We start from the raw sequence: 19,988 nt of genomic DNA on the forward strand, positions 1-19,988 counted from the left end.
GCAGCGGGTCCTCCGGCTTTCATCCACGCATGGCGTCGATCTACCATCGGGGCATGAGTCCGCTCAAGCCCCTGTGGCGACGCCTGTTGCGTGTCGCTGCGATCATCATCGCCGCCTTGTTGCTGCTGGTCCTGTCCGGCCTGCTGCTGGCCGACCATCTCACGCCACAGGCACAGGGCGCGCCGTCGCACGTACTGCCACTGCAGCCGGCGCAGACCCGCATCGATCAGCAGATCGTGCCACTGCAGGAGGCCCATCCCGGCAAGTCCGGCGTGGCCTTCCTCAGCGATGGCATGGATGCGTTCGCGGCCCGCGCGATGATCACCGCGCACGCAGGACGCAGCCTGGACCTGCAGTACTACATCTGGCACGACGACCTGGTCGGCCACCTGATGGCCAAGGCGCTGTATGACGCCGCCGAACGCGGCGTGCGCGTGCGCATCCTGTTCGACGACATGAACGCCAGGGACAAGGATGCGCTGATGATGGCGCTCGATGCGCATCCCAACATCGAGATCCGCCTGTACAACCCGTTCCGCAACCGCAGTGGCATCGCACGCACGCTGGAGCTGGTGCAACGCGCCTTCAGCGTGAACCACCGCATGCACAACAAGAGCTGGATCGCCGATGGCCGCATCGCCATCGTCGGCGGGCGCAACATCGGCGAGGAATACTTCAGTGCACGCGACGATGTGAACTTCCAGGATCTTGACCTGGTGGTGGCCGGACCGGCCGTGCAGCAGGCCAACCGGATCTTCGACGATTACTGGAACAGCAGCACGGCCATTCCGATTTCCGCGCTGGCCTCCTACAGCGATGAACAGCTGCGGCAACTCGTGCGGCAGTCGGACCTGGATGCGCTGCATGCCAGGGCGCAGCCCTACCTGCAACGCGTGGCCGCATCGCGCGGCCTGCAGCGGCCTGCGCCGGAGCCCCTGCACTGGAGCGCGAACGTGCGCATCGCCTCCGATCCGCCGATGAAGCATCGCGACGATGATCGCCGCCACTGGCTGGTCAATACGCTCAGCGACGAGCTGGCAACCACCCGTCGCAGCGCACTGCTGATCTCGCCCTACTTCGTGCCAGGCAGCGATGGCGTGGAGGGCCTTTCGGGACTGGCCGCGCGCGGCGCCCAGGTGGGCGTGGTCACCAATTCGCTGGCCGCCAACGACGTGGCTGCGGTGCACGGCGGCTACATGGGCTACCGCGTACCCCTGCTGAAGGCCGGCGTGCAGCTGTACGAACTGAAGGCACACGGCCAGCCGGATACCAGCCTGTTCGGCAGCAGCGGGGCCAGCCTGCATACGAAGGCGTTCGTGGTCGATGACCGCCGCGGATTCGTCGGCTCGTTCAACCTCGATCCGCGCTCGGCCTACCTCAACACCGAAATGGGCGTGCTGTTCAACGATCCGGTGCTGGGTGCGCAGCTGCGCGACGAGTACCTGCGCCTGGCCAGCCCTGCGCACAGCTGGTGGCTGGCCCTGGGCCACGACGATGCGCTGCGCTGGCTGGAGCGGCAGCCGCCGCCGCACTGGGTGGAGGCCGAACCCGGGGCAAGCCTGGGCAAGCGCTGGACTGCACGGGTGATCAGCTGGCTGCCGGTGGAATCGCAGCTGTAGCGCTCAGGGCGACGGCGGTGCCTCCTGCCCGGCCTCATCGCGCGTTTCCACGCTGCGCCCGTGCAGGCGCCGCCAGATCCAGCGCAGGCTATGCGGGGGTGCCGACGGCAGTTGTTCGAGCAGGGCCAGCATGCGGTTCTGGCTGGCATGTCCGTGCCGGCACAGCAGGCTGGCAGCTGCGGCGGCGCTGGCCAGCCGCAGGCTGTCGGCCAGCGGTCCGTCCGCTTCCGGCGCCAGTGCCTGGTGCACCGGTTCGGGCAATTGCCAGGCCGCCGCCACGCGCTGTGCCAGCGGCAACGACCACTGTTGCAGCAGCTGCAGGGCCAGGGTCGGCTCCACGGTTTCGCCGCGTGCCTGCGCTTCCTGCAGCAGCTGGCGCATCACCAGCGCCGCGCCCAGCCCCTGCACCAGTCCCAGCCACTGCGCGGCGAAGGCATCGCCGAAGGTGACCGTGCGTGCGTGGTCGGCGGCCGCGCGCGAAGCCAGCAACGCATGTTCCCAGATGATCGTGCTGAACTGCGGGAACACCTCGCACTGCACCTGCATCACCGGCTGCACCAGCACCGCGCTGATGATCTGGCGCACGCCTTCGGTGCCGACCAGGGTCACCGCCCGCTGCAGGCTTTCCACGGGCCGCTCGTGCACCTTGTAGGCCGGGCTGTTGGCGATGCGCAGCAGGTTGCCGGTCAGCACCGGGTCCTGGCCGATGATCGCCGCCATCACCCGCGCCGAGGCCGCGTCGTCGTTGACGGTCTGGATCAGTTGCGGCAGCAGCTGCGGGCGGCGGGGCAGGTGCCGGGCCGCCCAGTCGCGATCCTGCAGCGCGCGCGCCACCGCCTCGCCCAGCGCCGGGTCCTGGACCGGCGTAGGCTCGCCGGCCAGCCGCGGATACAGCGCCAGCGCATGCAGGCCGCGCTGCAGGTGCTCGGCGATCTCACCCGGCGGCAGGGCCTCGCCCTGCAGGCTGGCCGCGGCGGCAGCCACCGCCTGCCGCGACGCTGCCGCCAACCGCGACGGCGCCGCTCCGGTCGAGCGCGCCAGCCACGCGCGCAGCGATCGCCACCAGGCCGGCGTCATCGCCGCCCGCCCTGTCGTTGTGCTGCCTTTGCCGTCACTGACCGTCCTGCCTCTTCACATGAATCCGGCGACCCGCCTTCGTCGCAGCATCGGCCGCGCTTTCATCTTCTTTAACCAGAAGCCCGCCGATGTCGACGGCAGCAGCCGGAGGAATGGACTAGAATGGCGCCGCGCGACCCGTCCCCCTGCACCGACGACGTCGCTTTTTTTGTTTTTGGGACCCTACCGTTCACTGGCCGTTCGCCGCAGTTCGCCGCTGTTCGCGCCATCGGAGATGCCATGCTATTCGAAACCCTCGCCACCACCGGCCATGAACAGGTGGTGTTCTGCCACAACCACGATGCCGGGCTGAAGGCGATCATCGCCATCCACAACACCACCCTGGGCCCGGCCCTGGGCGGCGTGCGCATGCGCCCCTACGCCAGCACCGACGAGGCGCTGGCCGACGTGCTGCGGTTGAGCCGGACGATGACCTACAAGAATGCGCTGGCCGGCCTCAATGTCGGTGGTGGCAAGGCGGTGATCATCGGCGACCCGAAGGTGGACAAGACCGAGGTGCTGTTCCGCGCCTTCGGCCGTTACGTCGATTCGCTGGGCGGGCGCTACATCACCGCCGAGGACGTCGGTACCGACGTCAACGACATGGAGAACATCTACCTGGAGAGCCAGTTCGTGACCGGCGTGCACCAGGTCCATGGCGGCTCCGGCGATCCGGCGCCGTTCACCGCCTACGGTGCGCTGCAGGCGCTGATGGCGGCGATGCGCTTCAAGTTCGGGCATGAAGAAGTAGGCAAGACCAGCATCGCGGTGCAGGGCCTGGGCCACATCGGCATGGAACTGGTGAAGCTGCTGCGCGACCGCGGCGCCAAGCTGTATGTCACCGATCTGGACAGCAGCCTGGTTGATCGTGCGGTCAGCGATTTCGGCGCCGAAGCGGTCAAGCCGGACGAGATCCACGAGGTCAACGCCGATGTGTTCGCGCCATGTGCGCTGGAAGGCGCGATCAATGCCGATACCCTGCCGCGGATCAAGGCCAAGATCATCTGTGGCACCGCCAACAACCAGCTGTCGAGCCTGGAAATCGGCGACGAGCTGCATGCGCGCGGCATCCTGTATGCGCCGGATTACGCGGTCAACGCCGGTGGCGTGATGAACGTGTCGCTGGAGATCGACGGCTACAACCGCGAACGCGCGATGCGCCTGATCCGCAGCATCTACCACAACCTCACCCGCATCTTCGAACTGTCGCAGCGCGAGAACATCGCGCCGCAGCGTGCCGCCGACCGCATCGCCGAAAGCCGCATCCTGTCGATCGGCAAGCTGAAGATGCCACTGGGCCGCAGCACCCCGCGCCTGGGCAACCTGCGCGGCGGCTGAGCCTGCGGAGGGTCGCGCCGGGCCTGGCCCGGCGCGAACGATCACTCAGAACCCGGTGCTGTAGCGCAGGGCCGCCTGCCGCGCGCCTTCGCCACCGACACGCTGGTCGAAGCCCAGGCTCAGGCGGCCATTGCGGCCCCACCACGATTCCAGCGCCACGCCGAACAGCGCACTTCCGCGTGACGTGTTCCAGCCCGCCAGTGGCGCCCAGGCGTCGACACCGACGAAACTGGCCTGCCAATCCGCATCGGCGCCATCGAGCCGCTGCTGCCACTCGGCATGGCCGCGCAGCGTCCATCGCCCCCATCCACGCTCACCGCGCACACCGGCCAGCATCTGGCTGCGCTGCACCCGGTTGGCATCGCCACGCAGGCCGAAGCCGAAGCCACCCAGCTCCTGGAAGGCGTCGGTCTCCACACGCGTGGTGCTGGCGCCCAGGTAAGGCGTCAGCGATGCAGCGGCGCGGCCGAAGCGATAGCCGCCTTCCACGCTGGCACTGCTGAAGCGCCCGCCGTAGCGCGCAGAGACCCCGTAGGCGCCGGCACCCAGCAGCAGCTGGCGATCCAGCGCACGGGTGAACTGACCGCTGCCGAACTGGGCCAGCGCATAGCCACGCCCCAGGTTCCAGCCGGCATACAACTGCGCCTGCGCCTGGCGATCACGACCGCGCTCTCCATCAAAACTGCTGCCACCGTTGCTGCGGGTCTCGCCGAAGGCCACGCCCATCAGCCCGTTGCTGCCCAAGGCCAGATCCTGGCCAGCCATCCAGCCGCGGCTGTCGGCGCTGTTGCCGGCGAAGCTGCCCTGCCCGGCCTCGCCCAAGGCGCTCTGCCAGGTGCCGCGCAGCCGCGGTGCGGCCTGCACCCGATCGAAACGTTCGGCGATCGCGCGGCGTGACATGTCGATGCTGTCGAACGTGGCCGCCTCGGCCCTCGCATGCGCCTGTCCCGACAGGCTCTGCAGGCTGGCGGCCAGGCCATCACGACCACCGCCGGTCCACTGCAGCGCGCCGGCCGCCGCGCCGAACGGCGAACCCTGCAGGCCGCTGCTGCGATCCAGCGCGTTGAACGCGCCGTCCAGGCGCTGCGCCGCAGCCTGCGCAGAGGCGCTCAGTCCACTGGCGGCAGAAGTGACACTGACCTGGGCCAGGTTCAACCAGGCCGTGGTGCTGTCATAGCCATAGCTGGTCTGCAGCAGTGACAGGCCCTGCAGGCCACTGGACGTAGCCGGTGCAGCAAAGGTGCCGCTGAGGCCGCCTGCGGCATGGATCAGATCCTGGCGACTGCCGTCGCGCGGCACATAGCCGGAGACGAAGCCATGCACGCGCACGCCGCCGTCGATCCTTGCGTTGCCGGTGACCTGCAGCGCATTGGCACCGAGCGCGATCATCAGCTGTGCGCCGGCCTGCTGCGTGTAGTCGCCTTCGATGGTAGCGGTGGTGTTGCCGGTGGTGAGGAACACACTGCTGCCATTGACGACGTTGCCGATCACCCGCGGCATGCCGCCATTGAACTGCAGGCCGGTCGAGTCCGGATCGGGCTGGCCCAGGATGGTCACGTTGGAACGGATGACACCGCCGTTCTGCAGCGACAGGATGCCGCGCTCGATGCGGGTGGCACCGGTGTAGCTGTTGTTGCCGCCCAGCACCAGGGTTCCACTGCCCTGCTTGACCAGGCCGCCACTGCCGACGATGTCGTTGCTCCACAGCGAGCCGGTCGAGGCCACATCCACATTGGCGACCACATCGCCCCAGTCGAAGCGCCCCGGGCCATTGACCGCTCGGCCGATGTCCAGCAGGCCATAGCCGAACACCGGGTCCACGCCGGGCGCGCCGATGTCCTTGGCGGTGCCCAGCAGGGTCTGCCGCACCAGGTCGTTGTTGAAGTACGGGAAACGCTGCCAGACCAGCGCCGCCGCACCGGAGATCAGCGGCGCGGCGAATGACGTGCCGTAGTTCCAGTAATAGCTGCCGCCGCTGGCGTCGGGATAGACCGCGCTGCCCGGCGCCGCCAGGCAGTAGCGGGCCGCCTGGCCGCAGGCATTGGCATAACTGGCCAGTGCGCCCGGCGTGTAGGGATCAACCGCGGTCGCCACCAGCCAGCCACGCTCCAGGTCGGCCGCCGGAAGCGTACCGGCCACGCCTTTCTGGCTGGGCAGCGCGGCCAGGCTGCTGGGTTCGGTGCGCGCATCATTGCCGGCTGCGAACACCACCAGGCCGCCGTGGTTGATGACAAACGGGCGGTATTCGGCCGCCACCTGCGCGGTGGTCGGCAGGTCGGTCCAGTACAGGCCGCCCCACGAATTGTTCATCACCTTCACGTTGTAGCTGATCAGGTCCTGGTGGACCTGCGCCACGCCGAGCGGACCGCTGAAGGCATTGCCGCGCCCACTGCCGTCATCGGTTGGCGGCGTGTCGGAAATGATCCGCGCGGATACGATCTGCGCCCCCGGCGCGATGCCGCCCGGCCACGTTCCCACCGCTGCACCAGCGGCCAGGCTGGCCACCGCCGTGCCATGGCCGACCACATCGTCGACCGCCAGATTGTTCCTGGCCGGATCGATGTAGTTGAGGTTGGCCAGCACCCGCCCGTTCAGCGCCACCGCATTGCGCTGCACCCCTGAATCAACGATGCCGATGCGCACGCCCTGCCCGGTCAGACCGGCCGCCTGTGCGGCCCGCGCGTTGGTGACTGACAGATGCGCATCGAAGGCCGGCTCCTGCGGCTTGGCCGGCGGCGGCGTCGTGGGGGGCGGGGTCGTGGGCGGCGGCGTGGTGGGCGGCGTGGTCGGCGGTGGATCGATGCGCACATTGCTGCCGCCTCCGCCTCCACCACATGCCGTCAGCGCCATGGCCAGCGCGGTACCCAGGGCAGACTTCACCATCGTCGTGCGTTCCATCGATTCCTTCCCATGAACGTTGGCCGGCCGTGATCCTGGCTGGCATGCGGCCGCGCCCAGCGACGGCCCTCCGCGACCCTCTATACTTGGGCCGACCCCCACGCAGTCTGCCGGGAAACCGGGGCGCTTCCAACGGCCTCCGGTCTCCTTTCCGAACATTGCTTACGCATCAACGAGATTGCCATGTCCAACATCGTCATCGCCGCCGCCAAGCGCACCGCCATCGGCTCCTTCCTCGGCCAGTTCAACGGCGTGCCGACCCCCACCCTGGGCGCGGCCGTCATCAGCGCCGCCCTGGAACAGTCGGGTGTTCCGGCCAGCGACGTCTCCGAGGTCCTCATGGGTTGCGTGCTGCCGGCCAACCTCGGCCAGGCGCCCGCCCGCCAGGCGGCGATCGCCGCCGGCATCCCGCTGTCGGTGGGCGCCACCACCCTCAACAAGGTGTGCGGCTCGGGCATGAAGACCATCATGCTCGGCCATGACCTGATCAAGGCCGGCTCGGCCAGCATCGTGGTGGCCGGCGGCATGGAATCGATGTCCAACGCGCCGCACATGCTGCCGAACTCGCGCACCGGCAACCGCTTCGGCAACTTCCAGGCGGTCGACCACATGGCCCACGACGGCCTGGTCAATGCCTACGATGGCAAGGCGATGGGCGAATTCGCCGAATGCGCCGTGGACAAGTACCAGTTCAGCCGCGAAGAGCAGGACGCCTACGCCATCGAATCGGTCAAGCGTGCGCAGGCTGCGCAGGCCAATGGCGCGTTCGCCGATGAAATCGTCGCGGTGAAGGTCGCTACCCGCAAGGGCGAGGTCGAGGTCGCCACCGACGAGCAGCCGGGCCGCTCGGACATCGCCAAGATCCCGACCCTGCGTCCGGCCTTCAAGAAGGACGGCAGCGTCACCGCCGCCAGCTCCTCCAGCATTTCCGATGGCGCGGCCGCTGTGGTCCTGCTGACCGAGGAAGATGCCGCCGCGCGTGGCATCACCCCGCTGGCCCGCATTGTCGGCCACGCCACCCACTCGCAGGAGCCGGAGTGGTTCACCACCGCACCGATCGGCGCGCTGCACACGCTGCTGGCCAAGACCGGCTGGTCGCTGGACCAGGTCGATCTGTTCGAAATCAACGAAGCCTTTGCCGTGGTGGCGATGGCGCCGATGCGTGAGCTGGGCATCCCGCACGACAAGCTCAACGTGAATGGCGGTGCCTGCGCCCTGGGCCATCCCATCGGTGCCTCGGGTGCACGCCTGGTGGTGACCCTGGTCAACGCGCTGCGCACACGCGGTGGCAAGCGCGGCATTGCCACCCTCTGCATCGGCGGCGGCGAAGCGACGGCAATTGCCATCGAATTGATTTAAAAAGATTTAACGATGATTTCGCAAAAATGAATGCGGGATCGCTTGACACCCAATATTGGCTTGTCATCATGTTGTCGGCGCGCAGCATGCGCGTTGCCTAATTCTAACGACGAGGATTTACACAATGAGCATCAACAAGCTGCTGGTCGCGATGTCCCTGGCTCTGGCCCTGGCCGCCTGCTCGAAGCAGGAAGCTGCCCAGGACGCCGCTGCTTCGGCCAACGAAGCCGCCACCGAAGCCCAGGCTGCTGCCGACCAGGCCGCCGCTGCTGGCGCCCAGACCGCCGACGCTGCCCAGCAGGCCGCTGACACCGCCGCCACCGCTGCTGACGCTTCGGCTGACGCCGCTGCCCAGGCTGGCGCTGCTGCCACCGACGCTGCTGCCGGCGCTGCTGCCGACGCTGCCAAGGCTGCCGAAGGCACCGCCGAGAAGGCCAAGGACGCTGCTGAAGAAGCCAAGAAGTAATAACTTCTTTCTTCACGCTGTTCTGGAAAAGCCGCTGGTTCGCCAGCGGCTTTTTCTTTGCGCCGATGCAGGCGGTTGAGCCAGTGCATCGCCACCCCGTCTTCACAACGGCATGAATAGGCTGGCGTCCCCATCCATTGCAGCACCGGAGACCGCCATGAAGATTCGTCCGATCACCACCACCCTGCTGGCTGCCTCCCTGCTGCTGGCGCTGGCCGCCTGCAAGGGCCCGGAAGCCGAACAGGCCAAGCAGGACGCACAGCAGGCCGCCGACAGCGCTGGCGCTGCCGCCCGTGACGCTGTCGACAAGGCCGCTGCCGCCACCCGCGAAGCCGCCGACAAGACCGCCGCCGCCTCCGAACAGGCCGCTGCCGATACCCAGCAGGCGCTGGACAAGGCCGCAGACGCCACCGCCAATGCCGCCGACAAGGCCAAGGACGCTGCCACCGACGCCGCGGCTCACGCCAGCGACGCTACCGCCAACGCCGCCCAGAAGGTCGCCGACAAGGCGCGCGATGTCGCCAATGACGCGAAGGCCAACGCCGCCAAGGAAGAAGCCAAGCACTGAGGCGTACCGGCAGCCGGGCATGCGCTCGGCGTCACAGGAAAAGCCGCGGCACTGCCGCGGCTTTTCTGCTTTCCGCTCTCTGCTCTTTCTGTTGATTCCGTGGTGGACGGTACGGAAACCTTCCGAGGCCGCGCGAGTGGGTTGCGCAGGGGTGTCCGCGGCATGGATGCCGCGGCCAAGGCCCCAAGGACGGGTTCACGGCGTACCCTGCGCAACCCACTCGCGCGGCCACCGCCGATATCAGCGCCCACCACGAGGGGCTCCGCCGTTGGCCGCCGCCTACGGCAACGCGCGCGCCAGCATCCCCGACAGATCCAGCCCCGCCGGCAGCGTCCCGAATGCCAGCCCATGCTCCCCTTGCAAACGACTACGCACGAATGCCTCGGCCATCGGACTGCGCGCACGCAACAGCAGCGCCGCCTGCAGCAGCAGCGCTGTGCGCTCGCAGAACATCCGCGCCTGCGATTCTTCCGGCGGCGGTGCCGCCGCCCAGCGCTGCAGGGCGGCCGCATAGCGCGCATCACGATCGGCCACCGCGGCCAGTTCACCGCGCAGCGCCACCATCGCCTCGGGCTCACGTGCCAGCGCGCGCAGCACGTCCAGGCACTGGATGTTGCCGCTGCCCTCCCAGATCGAATTCAACGGTGCCTGCCGGTACAGCCGCGGCAACATCGATTCCTCGACGTAGCCGGCGCCGCCCAGGCATTCCTGTGCTTCATTGACGAACGCGGCCGCACGCTTGCATACCCAATATTTGCCCAGGGCCGTGCCGAGCCGCGCCAGTGCCGCTTCATTGCCATCCACGCCGGCACGATCCACCGCGCGCGCGATACGCATCGACAACACCGTGGCCGCTTCCGACTCCAGCGCCAGATCGGCCAGCACGTTGGCCATCAGCGGGTGATCGACCAGCAGCGTGCCGAAGGTACGTCGATGGCGCGCATGGTGCAGGGCCTGTGCCAATGCCATGCGCATCTCCGCCGCAGCGCCCAGCATGCAATCCAGGCGGGTCATCATCACCATGCCGATGATGGTGGCCACACCGCGCCCCTCCTCGCCCACGCGCCACGCCTGTGCGCCACAGAACTCGACTTCGCTGGACGCATTGGCCCAGTCACCCAGCTTGTCCTTCAACCGCATCAACCGGAACGCATTGCGGTCGCCATCGGCCAACCGGCGCGGCATCAGCAGGCAGGTCAGCCCACCAGGCGCCTGTGCCAAAACCAGGAAGCCATCGCACATGGGTGCGGAGAAGAACCACTTGTGGCCGACCAGGCGATAGCGCTCGCCATCGACCGGTTCGGCGCGCGTGCTGTTGGCCCGCACGTCCGAGCCGCCCTGCTTCTCGGTCATGCCCATGCCCAGGGTGATGCCGGCCTTGTCCGCCACCGGCACGTCGCGTGGGTCGTAGACCGGCGCAGCGGCCTTGCGCGACCACTCGGCCAGATGCAGGTGCGGGCTCAGCACCGCCACTGCGGCGTGGGTCATGGTCAACGGGCAGCTGGTGCCCGCCTCGGCCTGGTGATGCAGGTAGCTCAGGGCCGCGCGCGCGACATGCGCACCGGGCTGCGGCTCGTGCCACGACAGTCCAGCCACGCCATGCCGCTTCGCCGTGCCCATCAGCTGGTGGTAGGCCGGATGGAACTCCACGGTATCGATGCGATGGCCCTGCGCATCATGCGTGCGCAGTCGTGGCCGATCACGATTGGCATCGAAGCCGAGACGGTACAGTTCGTCACCGGCCAGCGCGCCGTATACCGCCAGGCGCGGCGCGAAGCCGCCGGCGCCCTCCCGCTGCACCGCGTCCATCAACGCCACATCATCGGTCCACAGCTGTCGGCCGGCGAACGGTGGCGGCTGGTTCAGCACCACATGGGTTTCAAAGGGGGCATTGCTGCTGATGCTGGGTCCACTCATCCGGTCCGTCCTGGCGGCAAGAAGTGTGCGCTCCGATTGTGCCGCATCGCCTGCCAAGCCCGCGTTCAGGCCGGTTCTCACCCCGTGCACGAGGCAGCCGCCAAAGTTGCTGCATGACAGGCAACGACGATCTGGTGGTCCTGCGCCCGGAGGGGCTGTACTGCGCCGCCGGTGACTTCCACATCGATCCCTGGCGGCCGGTGCCGCGCGCGGTCATCACCCATGGCCATGGTGATCACGCGCGCCCGGGCATGGGTGAATACCACTGCAGCGAAGGGACTCTGCCGATCCTGCGCTGGCGCCTGGGTGACGTCCCGGTGCAGGCACATGCCGAGGGTGTGCCGTTCCGGCTGGGGCGGGTACAGGTATCGCTGCACCCGGCCGGGCATGTGCTGGGTTCGTCGCAGGTCCGTATCGATGACGGGCAGCAGGTCTGGGTGGCGTCCGGCGACTACAAGCGCCAGCCTGATCCGACCTGTACGCCGTTCGAAGTCGTGCCCTGCGATACCTTCATCACCGAGGCCACCTTCGCGCTGCCGATCTACCGTTGGCCGGACACGCCGGCAGTCGCTGCCGAGATCCTGGCGTGGCGCCGCGAATGCGAACAGCGTGGCGAGGCCGCGATCCTGCTGTGCTACGCACTGGGCAAGGCACAGCGGGTGCTGACCGAACTGTTGCCGCTGGATGATCGTCCGGCCTGGCTGCATGGCGCCATTGCCAACGGCGTAGCGGTCTACCGGCAGGCCGGCGTACCGATGCTGGAGACGCACACCGTCGCCGAGCTGGGCCGCCAGCCGGATGCAGCCGGCCAGTTGATCCTCGCGCCACCCTCGGCTGCGGGCACGCCGTGGATGCGTCGCTTCGGCCGCCATCAGCTGGGCTTCGCGTCCGGCTGGATGCAGCTGCGCGGCAATCGGCGCCGGCGCAATGTCGATCGAGGTTTCGTCATTTCCGACCATGCCGATTGGCCTGCGCTGCTGCAGACCATCGAACAGACCGGCGCGCAGCGGGTGATCGCCACCCATGGCAACACCGACGCGCTGATCCCCTTCCTGCGCGAGCGCGGGGTCGCTGCTGAAGCCTTCCGTACCGACTTCGGGAGCGAGGAATGAAAGCCTTCGCCGCGCTCTACCAGCGGCTGGACCGCAGCACCGCTACGCTGGACAAGCGTGCGGCGCTGGTCGATTACTTCCGCCAGGCACGTGCGCATGACGCGGCGTGGGCGCTGTACCTGCTCAGTGGCGGCAAGGTCGGCGGCGCGCGCAGGAAGATCGCGGCAAGCGGCGAACTTCGCGCCTGGATTGCCGAACAATCGGGTCTGCCACCGTGGCTGGTCGAAGATAGCTATGCGCAGGTCGGTGACCTGGCCGAAACACTTACCCTGCTGCTGGACGATCCCCCGCAACCTGCTGCCGACCGGCCCCTCGCCGATTGGATCGAACAGCACCTGCTGGTCGTGGCCAACCAGGCCGAGCCGGTACGCCGCGCGGCGGTGGTCACCGGCTGGCAGCAGCTGTGCAGCGGCGAACGGCTGGTGTTCAACAAGCTGCTGACCGGCGCACTGCGTGTCGGTGTTTCGCAGCGACTGGTGCAGCAGGCGCTTGCCGAATGGTCGGGCCTGGACATCGCACGCATCGCCCAGCGCATGCTCGGCGAATGGGTCCCCTCACCCGGGCTGCTGGACCAGCTGCTGTCACCGGACGAGCTGCCACTGGACCGGCAGCAGCCCTACCCGTTCTTCCTCGCCTCGCCCCTCGAAGGCGACCCGGAAGACCGTCTCGGCCCGATCGACGACTGGATGCTGGAATGGAAGTGGGACGGCATCCGCCTGCAGCTGCTGCGGCGGCGCGGCGAAACAGCCCTGTGGTCACGCGGCGAGGAACGGCTGGATGGTCGCTTCCCTGAGATCGAACAGGCTGCATTGGCCCTGCCCGATGGGTGCGTACTGGACGGCGAGCTGCTGGCCTGGGACGAGAGCGACGACCTGCCGCGCGCCTTCACTGCGCTGCAGACCCGCATCCAGCGTCGCAAGCCCGGTGCCGCCACGCTGCGCAACACGCCAGTGCGCGTGCTCGCCTATGACCTGCTTGAACTCGACGGAGAGGATCTGCGCGCGTTGCCGTTGCAGCAGCGACGCCTGCGGCTGGCAGAGGTCATCGGCGGGCTGGGCGATACCCGCATCCAGCTGTCGCCCGAGGTGGTGGCCGACGATTGGGCGCACGCCGCCGCGATGCGCGAGCTGGCGCGCGAACGCGGCGTGGAAGGATTGATGCTGAAACGACGTGGCTCGCCCTACCAGGCCGGGCGACGCCGCGGCGACTGGTGGAAATGGAAAGTCGACCCGCTCACGATCGATGCCGTGCTGCTGTACGCGCAGGCCGGACACGGCCGCCGCAGCACGCTGTACACCGACTACACGTTCGGGGTCTGGGATGGCGACACCCTGGTGCCGGTGGCGAAGGCTTACTCGGGCCTGGACGACAAGGAAATCCTCGCACTCGACCGCTGGATCCGCGCCAACACCCGCGAGCGCTTCGGACCTGTACGCAGCGTGCGCGCCGAACAGGTCTTTGAACTGGGCTTCGAAGCGGTCAACCAGAGTTCACGGCACAAGTCGGGCGTTGCCGTGCGCTTTCCGCGCATCCTGCGCTGGCGCCACGACAAGCCGGCCAGCGAGGCTGATCAGCTGGCCACGCTGCAGGCGCTGGCGCGATGACCCGCAGCCAGGCGCTGCGTCGGCTGGAGGACTGGTTCGCGGCCCGCGGCTGGCGCTCATTGCCGTTCCAGCGCGCGATGTGGCGGCACTACCTGGCCGGTGAATCGGGCGTGCTGCACACGCCCACCGGCAGCGGCAAGACGCTGGCCATGTTCGGTGGGCCGCTGCTGCAGGCGATGATCGACCCACCCGCATCGCCGCGGCGTGCCAGCGCGGTACGGCCGCTGCAGGTGCTGTGGGTGACGCCGTTGCGCGCACTGGCCAGCGACACCGCGCGCGCCCTTCAGGCGGTGGTCGACGGGCTGGGACTGGGATGGCGGGTGGGCCTGCGCAGCGGTGATGCCAGCAACCGCGAGCGGCGGCAGGCGCGCGAGGGCCGCGTCGACGTGCTGGTGACCACACCGGAATCATTGGCGCTTCTGCTGAGTTATCCGGATACGCTGCCGCGCATGCGCCAGCTGCGCTGCGTGGTGGTGGATGAGTGGCACGAACTGCTGGGCAACAAGCGGGGCGTCCTGCTGCAGCTGAACCTGGCCGTGCTGCGCGAGGCCGCGCCTGCACTGCAGCTGTGGGGGCTGTCGGCCACGCTGGGCAATCTGCAGGAGGCGCGCGACGTGCTGCTGCCTGGGCAGCCGGATGCACCGATCGTGCAGGGCGTACGCCCGCGCGCGATCACCGTTCGCAGCCTGCTGCCCGAGCCCGGCGAGCGCTTCCCGTGGGCCGGGCATCTCGGCCTGGCGCAGCTGCCGCGCGTACTGGAAGCGCTGATGCAGGCGCGCAGCAGCCTGCTGTTCACCAACACCCGCGCGCAGGCCGAACTCTGGCATCAGGCGCTGGCGGCAGTCTGGCCGGAAGACCCGGATACGCTGGCACTGCATCATGGCTCGCTGGATCCGGCGCTGCGCCAGCAGGTGGAAGATGGCCTGCGTGCGGGCACGTTGCGTTGCGTGGTCGCGACCTCCAGCCTCGACCTCGGCGTGGACTTCCCCGAGGTTGAACAGGTGCTGCAGCTGGGCAGCCCGAAGGGCGTGGCACGCCTGCGCCAACGCGCCGGACGCGCACGCCATCGACCCGGAGCCGGCGGCGCCATCCTCTGCATACCCAGCCACGCGCTGGAGCTGGCCGAGTACGCCGCCGTGCGCCGTGCACTGGCTGAGGGCGTGGTCGAGGCGCGCAGGCCACCGACACTGTCGCTGGATGTGCTGGCCCAGCATGCGGTCAGCCGCGCGTTGGCCGGCGGCTTCCACAGCGACGCGTTGCTGGCGCAGGTACAGCGCACCCACGCCTTTGCCACGCTCGGTGAAGAGCAGTGGCAGGCCGTGCTGACATTCATCGTGCAGGGTGGCCAGGCGCTGGCCCAGTACCCCGACTTCCACAAGGTGGTACGCGATGGCGACGGTTGCTATCGCATGCACGACCGTCGCCAGGCGCTGCGTCATCGGCTCTCGATCGGCACCATCAGCAGCGATGGCAGCGTGCGGGTACAGTTCCTGCGCGGCGGTGGCCTGGGCGCGGTCGAGGAACAGTTCGCCAGCCGCCTGCGCCGTGGAGATCGCTTCCAGTTCGCCGGGCGCCTGCTGGAGCTGGTGCAGCTGCGCGACATGACCGCCTTCGTGCGATTGGCACGCGGGCGCGGTGACGGCGTCGTGCCGCGCTGGCAGGGCGGCCAGTTGCCGCTGTCGATGGCGCTGGGCCGCGAACTGGAGTCGGTCCTGTCCGGCGCCGATGACAGTGCGGAATCACGATGGCTGGCTCCGCTGCTGGCCCTGCAGCAACGCATGTCGGCGCGGCCCGCGCCCGATCATCTGCTGGTGGAGGACGTACGCCGCCGCGACGGCCAGTTCCTGTTCGTCTATCCCTTTGCCGGCCGTCACGTACACGAGGCACTGGCGGCCCTGTTGGCGCTGCGTTGCACGCGCCTGCAGCGCAACAGCATCGGCTATGCGGTGAACGACCATGGCCTGGTGCTGGCACCGGCGCAGGCCATCGAGCTGGACACAGCGCAGTGGCGCACGCTGTTCACCGGTGATCGGTTGCTGGACGATCTGCGTGCAGCCGTGAACCTGGGCGAGCTGGCACGACGCCAGTTCCGCGGCATCGCGCGCGTGGCGGGCCTGCTGGTGCCCAGCCTGCCCGGCGGCATGCCGCGTTCGCTTCGCCAGCTGCAGGCCTCGGCGGGCCTGCTGTACGACGTGCTTCGCGAACACGATCCGGACCATCTGCTGCTGGCGCTGGCCGAACACGAGGTGCTGCATGACAGCCTGGACCTGCCTGGCCTGCAGCAGGTGCTGGCACGCATCAGTACGCAGGCGCTGTCGGTGCAGCGTCCGGCGTCGCTGACGCCACTGGGCTTTCCCTTGTGGGCCGAGCGTCTGCGCGGGCAGTTCAGCAACGAAGACTGGCGCACACGCGTGCAGCGCGCGGCACAGCAACTGGAACGCCGCCATGGCCGATGAACTGCCCGTGCAGCTTGCCGGTGAAACCATGGTTCTGATCGGCGCACGTGCGCTGTACTGGCCGGCGCGGCAGGCGCTGCTGATCGCCGACCTGCACCTCGGAAAGGCCGACGTGTTCCGTCGTGCCGGCATCGCCCTGCCCCGCGGCGGCACCGCCGACGACCTGCAACGCCTGCAGTCACTGCTGGACACGCGCGCCTGCCGCGAACTGTGGATTCTCGGCGACATCCTGCATGGGCCCGCGCATCGCGCGGCCTGGTACCAGCAATGGCTGGGCTGGCGCGAACGCAATGCCGGGCTGGACGTGCACGTACTGCGCGGCAATCACGATCGGCAGCTGCCGCACGCGCAGCTGCAGGTACAGATCCACGATGAGATCGGGCTGGCGCCGTTCCTGCTTCGCCATGAGCCGGTGCCGGACGCGGCAATGCACGTGATCGCAGGGCATCTGCACCCGCAGGTCGCACTGCCCTCGTTGCGGCGGCGATTTCCTGCATTCTGGCTGCGCGAGCGGATGACGATCCTGCCCGCGTTCTCCGCATTCACCGCTGGCATCGTGCCTGTGCCTATCCGCGGCGAGCAGATGATCGCCTGCGTCGACGGCGGCCTGGTGCAACTGCCCGCGCGCTGAATCAGGACGGTCGCAGGCCCAGCGCCGGCATCAGGCGGAAATCCGCCGTGTCATCGTCACGTCGTCGCGGCAGGGCCTGGATCGCCACCAGCATTTCCTGCGCGCAGGTACGGATGCGTGCATGGTGTTCCGGTGATGCATGGCTGATCAGGCTGCCGACATGGAACTCGAACACGTCCTCCAGTACGTCGGGCTGGTCCTCGTGCAGCATCTGCAACAGGCCGCGCAGCTTGCAGATTTCCGATTCCAGCTCTTCGACCGCGAACAACATGGCGTCCTCCTCTTCAACATCCGGCGGCACGTCCGGGCCGCAGCAGGCCGCAACGGCGGCGCCACCCGGGCCACGCGCGATGTTGATCACGGAAAGGAAAACGGGCGACGCGGCTGTCGCGTGCTCCCCTCTTGTCGCACAACCACGGTGAGGCAACCGTTAATTCACGTGACGGCCTACTTCACACGCCTGCGATTGCAGCGCCAGTGCGAGGCGTTTCGGCTGCGCTGCCCAGCGCCTTGATGAAGGCAGGATCCAGCGCGAGCGAACCGAACCAGCCATGCTGCGTGCCGCTCAGCACGCGCAGCATGTGGCTGCGACCGCCCGGCAGGCGCCCCATCGGACCGAGCAGCACATCACGCGCCTTCGCCCAGGCATCGCGGTCGGACTGGAACAACGGCGTCAGCCATCGGCTCCAGCGCTGGTACACCGCCACATGCGCGCGCCGCTGCGCCTGGTAGGCCAGCAGCGCGGCCGTGCCACCACCATGGATGCGCACCGCATCGCGCAGCGCCAGCGCATCGAGCAGCGCCATGTTCACGCCCTGCCCCAGCTGCGGACTCATCGCGTGCGCGGCATCACCGGCCAGCACCAGGCGCCCCTGGTGCCAGCGCGACATCACCGCATCGCGATAGACCGCGCGCGCCAGTTGGCCGGCATCACGCAGGTGGGCGAAGCGCGCAGCGGCCTGCGGCCACAGCGTGTGCAGTTCCTCCAGCCAGGACGGCATGCCATGGTTTTGCCAGCGCTCGAAATCGGTACGCGGCAGGCTCCAGAAAAAGCTCAGGCGCGGCGTGTCGTCACCCGGACAGGTGCCCACCGGCAGCAGACCGATCATCTTGCGCGCGGCCACGTAGCGCTGGCGCAACTCCTGCACGTGTGGCCAGTCTTCGGCCGGCAGCAGGCACCACAGCGCGCCCCACGGATACACGCGATCCAGCCCGGCACCCGTGGCAATGGTGCTGCGCAGCGTCGACGCTGCGCCATCCGCAGCCACCACCAGGTCGAACGGGCCATGCGTGCGGCCTTCGCCGTCGCGCAGGCGGCCCTGTTCGGCATCCACTCCGGTAATCGTGATGCCGGCATGCAATTGCCCTGCGCCGTCCCGCGCTTCATCCAGCAGCGAGAACAACGCGCCGCGCTGCATGCCCAGCCCATGCAGGCGCGCGTCCAGGCCGTCGTAGCGCATGTCCATCACCGCGCGCTCGCACGGCGTATCGCCGTACAGGCGGTGCACCGGTGCGGCATGCGCGCGCACGGCGTCGAGCAGGCCCATCTGCCACAGCACCTGCAGGCCACTGGGCTGCAGCAGGAAGCCTGCGCCGACCGGCCCAGGCGTGGGCACGCGCTCGAAAATGTCCACCTCATGACCATCACGGGTGAGCAGGATGGACAAGGCCTGTCCAGCGGTGCCGTAGCCAATCACGGCGATGCGCAGTCGTTCCTTCATGCCTGCATTGTGCCCGAGGCCGGCAGATGACGACCGGAATGTGGACAGCTGCGCAAAAAAAACCCCGCCGGAGCGGGGTTTTCAACGCACTGTCGAGTGGATCACTCGGCCGGCGTGATGTTCGAAGCCTGGGCACCCTTCGGGCCCTGGGTCACGTCATAGGTGACACGCTGGCCTTCCTGCAGGCTGCGGAAGCCCTTGGAGTTGATGGCGGAGAAGTGCGCGAACACGTCGGCGCTGCCATCCTCCGGCGAGATGAAGCCAAATCCCTTGGCGTCGTTGAACCACTTGACGGTACCGTTCGGCATGGTGATGCGAGACCTTATGCAATGAATGGGTGGTGTACGCTGAACCCGCGCACAAGCTGAGTATGCAAAGCTTGCTCAGGGAAGACAATCACCCCCGTGCCAATTCGCCCACCAGTTCCGGAAGTCCGTTGCTCGCCGCCTGCACGTTGGCCAGCACTTCGGCCATCGTAATCTCCTCGCCATCTCCACAGCCGGCGGCCCAGTTGGCGATGATGGCCAGGCAGGCGTAATCCAGCCCCAGCTCCCGTGCCAGTGCGGCTTCCGGCATGCCGGTCATGCCCACCAGGTCGCAGCCATCACGGCGCATGCGGGCGATTTCGGCGATGGTTTCCAAACGCGGGCCCTGCGTGGCGCCGTAGCAGCCGCCGTCATGGACCGTGACACCGGTCACTTTCGCGGCGGCCAGGATCTTGCTGCGCAGCATCGGCGTGTACGGATGGCCGAAATCGACGTGGACGACGTCGGTGCCTTCTTCTTCACAGATCGTGCTGATGCGGCCCCAGGTGTAGTCGATGATCTGGTCCGGGCAGGCCAGCACGCGCGGGCCGAAGTCCTCGGTGATGCCACCGACCGTGTTCAATGCCAGCACCCGCTGCGCGCCAAGCTGCTGCAGCGCCGCCAGGTTGGCGCGGTAGTTGATCTTGTGCGGCGGCAGCGAGTGGCCTTCACCATGCCGCGCCAGGAACGCCACGCGATGGCCGAGCAGCGTCCCCACGCGTACCGGGCCGGACGGGCGGCCGAAGCGGGTGTCGACCTCGTGGGTCTGCACGTCGTCGAGCTTGGCCAGGTTGTAGACACCGGTACCGCCGATCACGGCCAGGGCGATCTGTTGCATTCGAAGCACTCCATGAAAAGACGAACGCCGGCACCCGAGG

The 19,988-nt window shown here is 68.3% G+C and carries 16 protein-coding genes; 9 read left to right on the plus strand and 7 right to left on the minus strand.

Annotated features, from left to right (window positions below):
• Nucleotides 1-29 precede the first annotated feature (29 nt).
• Nucleotides 30-1,619 (plus strand): phospholipase D-like domain-containing protein, encoded by a 1,590-nt coding sequence (locus AC5P7U_RS00565; protein ID WP_197565059.1) that lies wholly within the window; start codon nt 30-32, stop codon nt 1,617-1,619.
• Between the two features lie 3 nt (nt 1,620-1,622).
• Here AC5P7U_RS00565 and AC5P7U_RS00570 read toward each other — a convergent pair whose 3' ends face one another.
• Nucleotides 1,623-2,696 (minus strand): HDOD domain-containing protein, encoded by a 1,074-nt coding sequence (locus tag AC5P7U_RS00570; RefSeq protein WP_495220716.1) that lies wholly within the window; start codon nt 2,694-2,696, stop codon nt 1,623-1,625.
• A gap of 279 nt (nt 2,697-2,975) precedes the next feature.
• On the opposite strand from AC5P7U_RS00570, the gene AC5P7U_RS00575 reads away from it, so the two are divergent.
• Nucleotides 2,976-4,073 (plus strand): Glu/Leu/Phe/Val dehydrogenase dimerization domain-containing protein, encoded by a 1,098-nt coding sequence (locus AC5P7U_RS00575; protein WP_049456104.1) that lies wholly within the window; start codon nt 2,976-2,978, stop codon nt 4,071-4,073.
• A gap of 45 nt (nt 4,074-4,118) precedes the next feature.
• On the opposite strand, the gene AC5P7U_RS00580 is transcribed toward AC5P7U_RS00575, so the two are convergent.
• Nucleotides 4,119-6,971, minus strand: a complete 2,853-nt coding sequence (locus tag AC5P7U_RS00580) for a S8 family serine peptidase (RefSeq protein ID WP_197564534.1) — start codon at nt 6,969-6,971, stop codon at nt 4,119-4,121.
• Between the two features lie 183 nt (nt 6,972-7,154).
• Between AC5P7U_RS00580 and AC5P7U_RS00585 the strand changes: the two genes are divergently transcribed.
• The 3 genes from AC5P7U_RS00585 (at nt 7,155) to AC5P7U_RS00595 (ending at nt 9,364) form a co-directional block, all read left to right on the plus strand.
• Nucleotides 7,155-8,330, plus strand: a complete 1,176-nt coding sequence (locus AC5P7U_RS00585) for a thiolase family protein (protein ID WP_008265500.1) — start codon at nt 7,155-7,157, stop codon at nt 8,328-8,330.
• 124 nt (nt 8,331-8,454) lie between these two features.
• Complete coding sequence (locus AC5P7U_RS00590; RefSeq protein ID WP_006461107.1) at nt 8,455-8,796, plus strand: hypothetical protein; 342 nt, start codon at nt 8,455-8,457, stop codon at nt 8,794-8,796.
• Between the two features lie 157 nt (nt 8,797-8,953).
• A complete protein-coding gene (locus AC5P7U_RS00595) occupies nt 8,954-9,364 on the plus strand; it encodes a hypothetical protein (RefSeq protein WP_006461120.1) in 411 nt (136 codons plus the stop codon).
• Nucleotides 9,365-9,643: 279 nt separating this feature from the next.
• Here AC5P7U_RS00595 and AC5P7U_RS00600 read toward each other — a convergent pair whose 3' ends face one another.
• Nucleotides 9,644-11,281, minus strand: a complete 1,638-nt coding sequence (locus tag AC5P7U_RS00600; protein ID WP_197564533.1) for an acyl-CoA dehydrogenase family protein — start codon at nt 11,279-11,281, stop codon at nt 9,644-9,646.
• 113 nt (nt 11,282-11,394) lie between these two features.
• Between AC5P7U_RS00600 and AC5P7U_RS00605 the strand changes: the two genes are divergently transcribed.
• Genes AC5P7U_RS00605 through pdeM form a run of 4 tightly spaced genes read left to right on the plus strand, consistent with a single transcriptional unit; the run spans nt 11,395 to nt 17,084 of the window.
• A complete protein-coding gene (locus AC5P7U_RS00605) occupies nt 11,395-12,393 on the plus strand; it encodes a ligase-associated DNA damage response exonuclease (protein WP_197564532.1) in 999 nt (332 codons plus the stop codon).
• On the plus strand, nt 12,390-13,997 hold the full coding sequence (locus AC5P7U_RS00610; protein WP_197564531.1) for an ATP-dependent DNA ligase: 1,608 nt from the start codon (nt 12,390-12,392) through the stop codon (nt 13,995-13,997). The genes AC5P7U_RS00605 and AC5P7U_RS00610 overlap by 4 nt, the downstream gene beginning before the upstream one ends.
• Complete coding sequence (locus tag AC5P7U_RS00615) at nt 13,994-16,453, plus strand: ligase-associated DNA damage response DEXH box helicase (protein ID WP_197564530.1); 2,460 nt, start codon at nt 13,994-13,996, stop codon at nt 16,451-16,453. The genes AC5P7U_RS00610 and AC5P7U_RS00615 overlap by 4 nt, the downstream gene beginning before the upstream one ends.
• A complete protein-coding gene (pdeM, locus tag AC5P7U_RS00620; RefSeq protein WP_197564529.1) occupies nt 16,443-17,084 on the plus strand; it encodes a ligase-associated DNA damage response endonuclease PdeM in 642 nt (213 codons plus the stop codon). Before AC5P7U_RS00615 ends, pdeM begins: the two co-directional genes overlap by 11 nt.
• Nucleotide 17,085: 1 nt before the next feature.
• Here the strand turns inward: pdeM and AC5P7U_RS00625 are convergent, their stop codons facing one another.
• The 4 genes from AC5P7U_RS00625 to AC5P7U_RS00640 form a co-directional block, all read right to left on the minus strand.
• Nucleotides 17,086-17,355 (minus strand): hypothetical protein, encoded by a 270-nt coding sequence (locus AC5P7U_RS00625; protein ID WP_197564528.1) that lies wholly within the window; start codon nt 17,353-17,355, stop codon nt 17,086-17,088.
• A 181-nt stretch (nt 17,356-17,536) separates the two neighbouring features.
• A complete protein-coding gene (locus tag AC5P7U_RS00630; protein WP_197564527.1) occupies nt 17,537-18,805 on the minus strand; it encodes an FAD-dependent monooxygenase in 1,269 nt (422 codons plus the stop codon).
• Between the two features lie 101 nt (nt 18,806-18,906).
• The gene (locus AC5P7U_RS00635) at nt 18,907-19,113 is read right to left on the minus strand and encodes a cold-shock protein (protein ID WP_005410590.1); all 207 of its coding nucleotides are present in this window, start codon (nt 19,111-19,113) and stop codon (nt 18,907-18,909) included.
• A gap of 88 nt (nt 19,114-19,201) precedes the next feature.
• On the minus strand, nt 19,202-19,948 hold the full coding sequence (locus AC5P7U_RS00640; protein ID WP_006461208.1) for an S-methyl-5'-thioinosine phosphorylase: 747 nt from the start codon (nt 19,946-19,948) through the stop codon (nt 19,202-19,204).
• Nucleotides 19,949-19,988 lie beyond the last annotated feature (40 nt).

The organism is Stenotrophomonas sp. YJH_SMC_57, assembly GCF_059369755.1.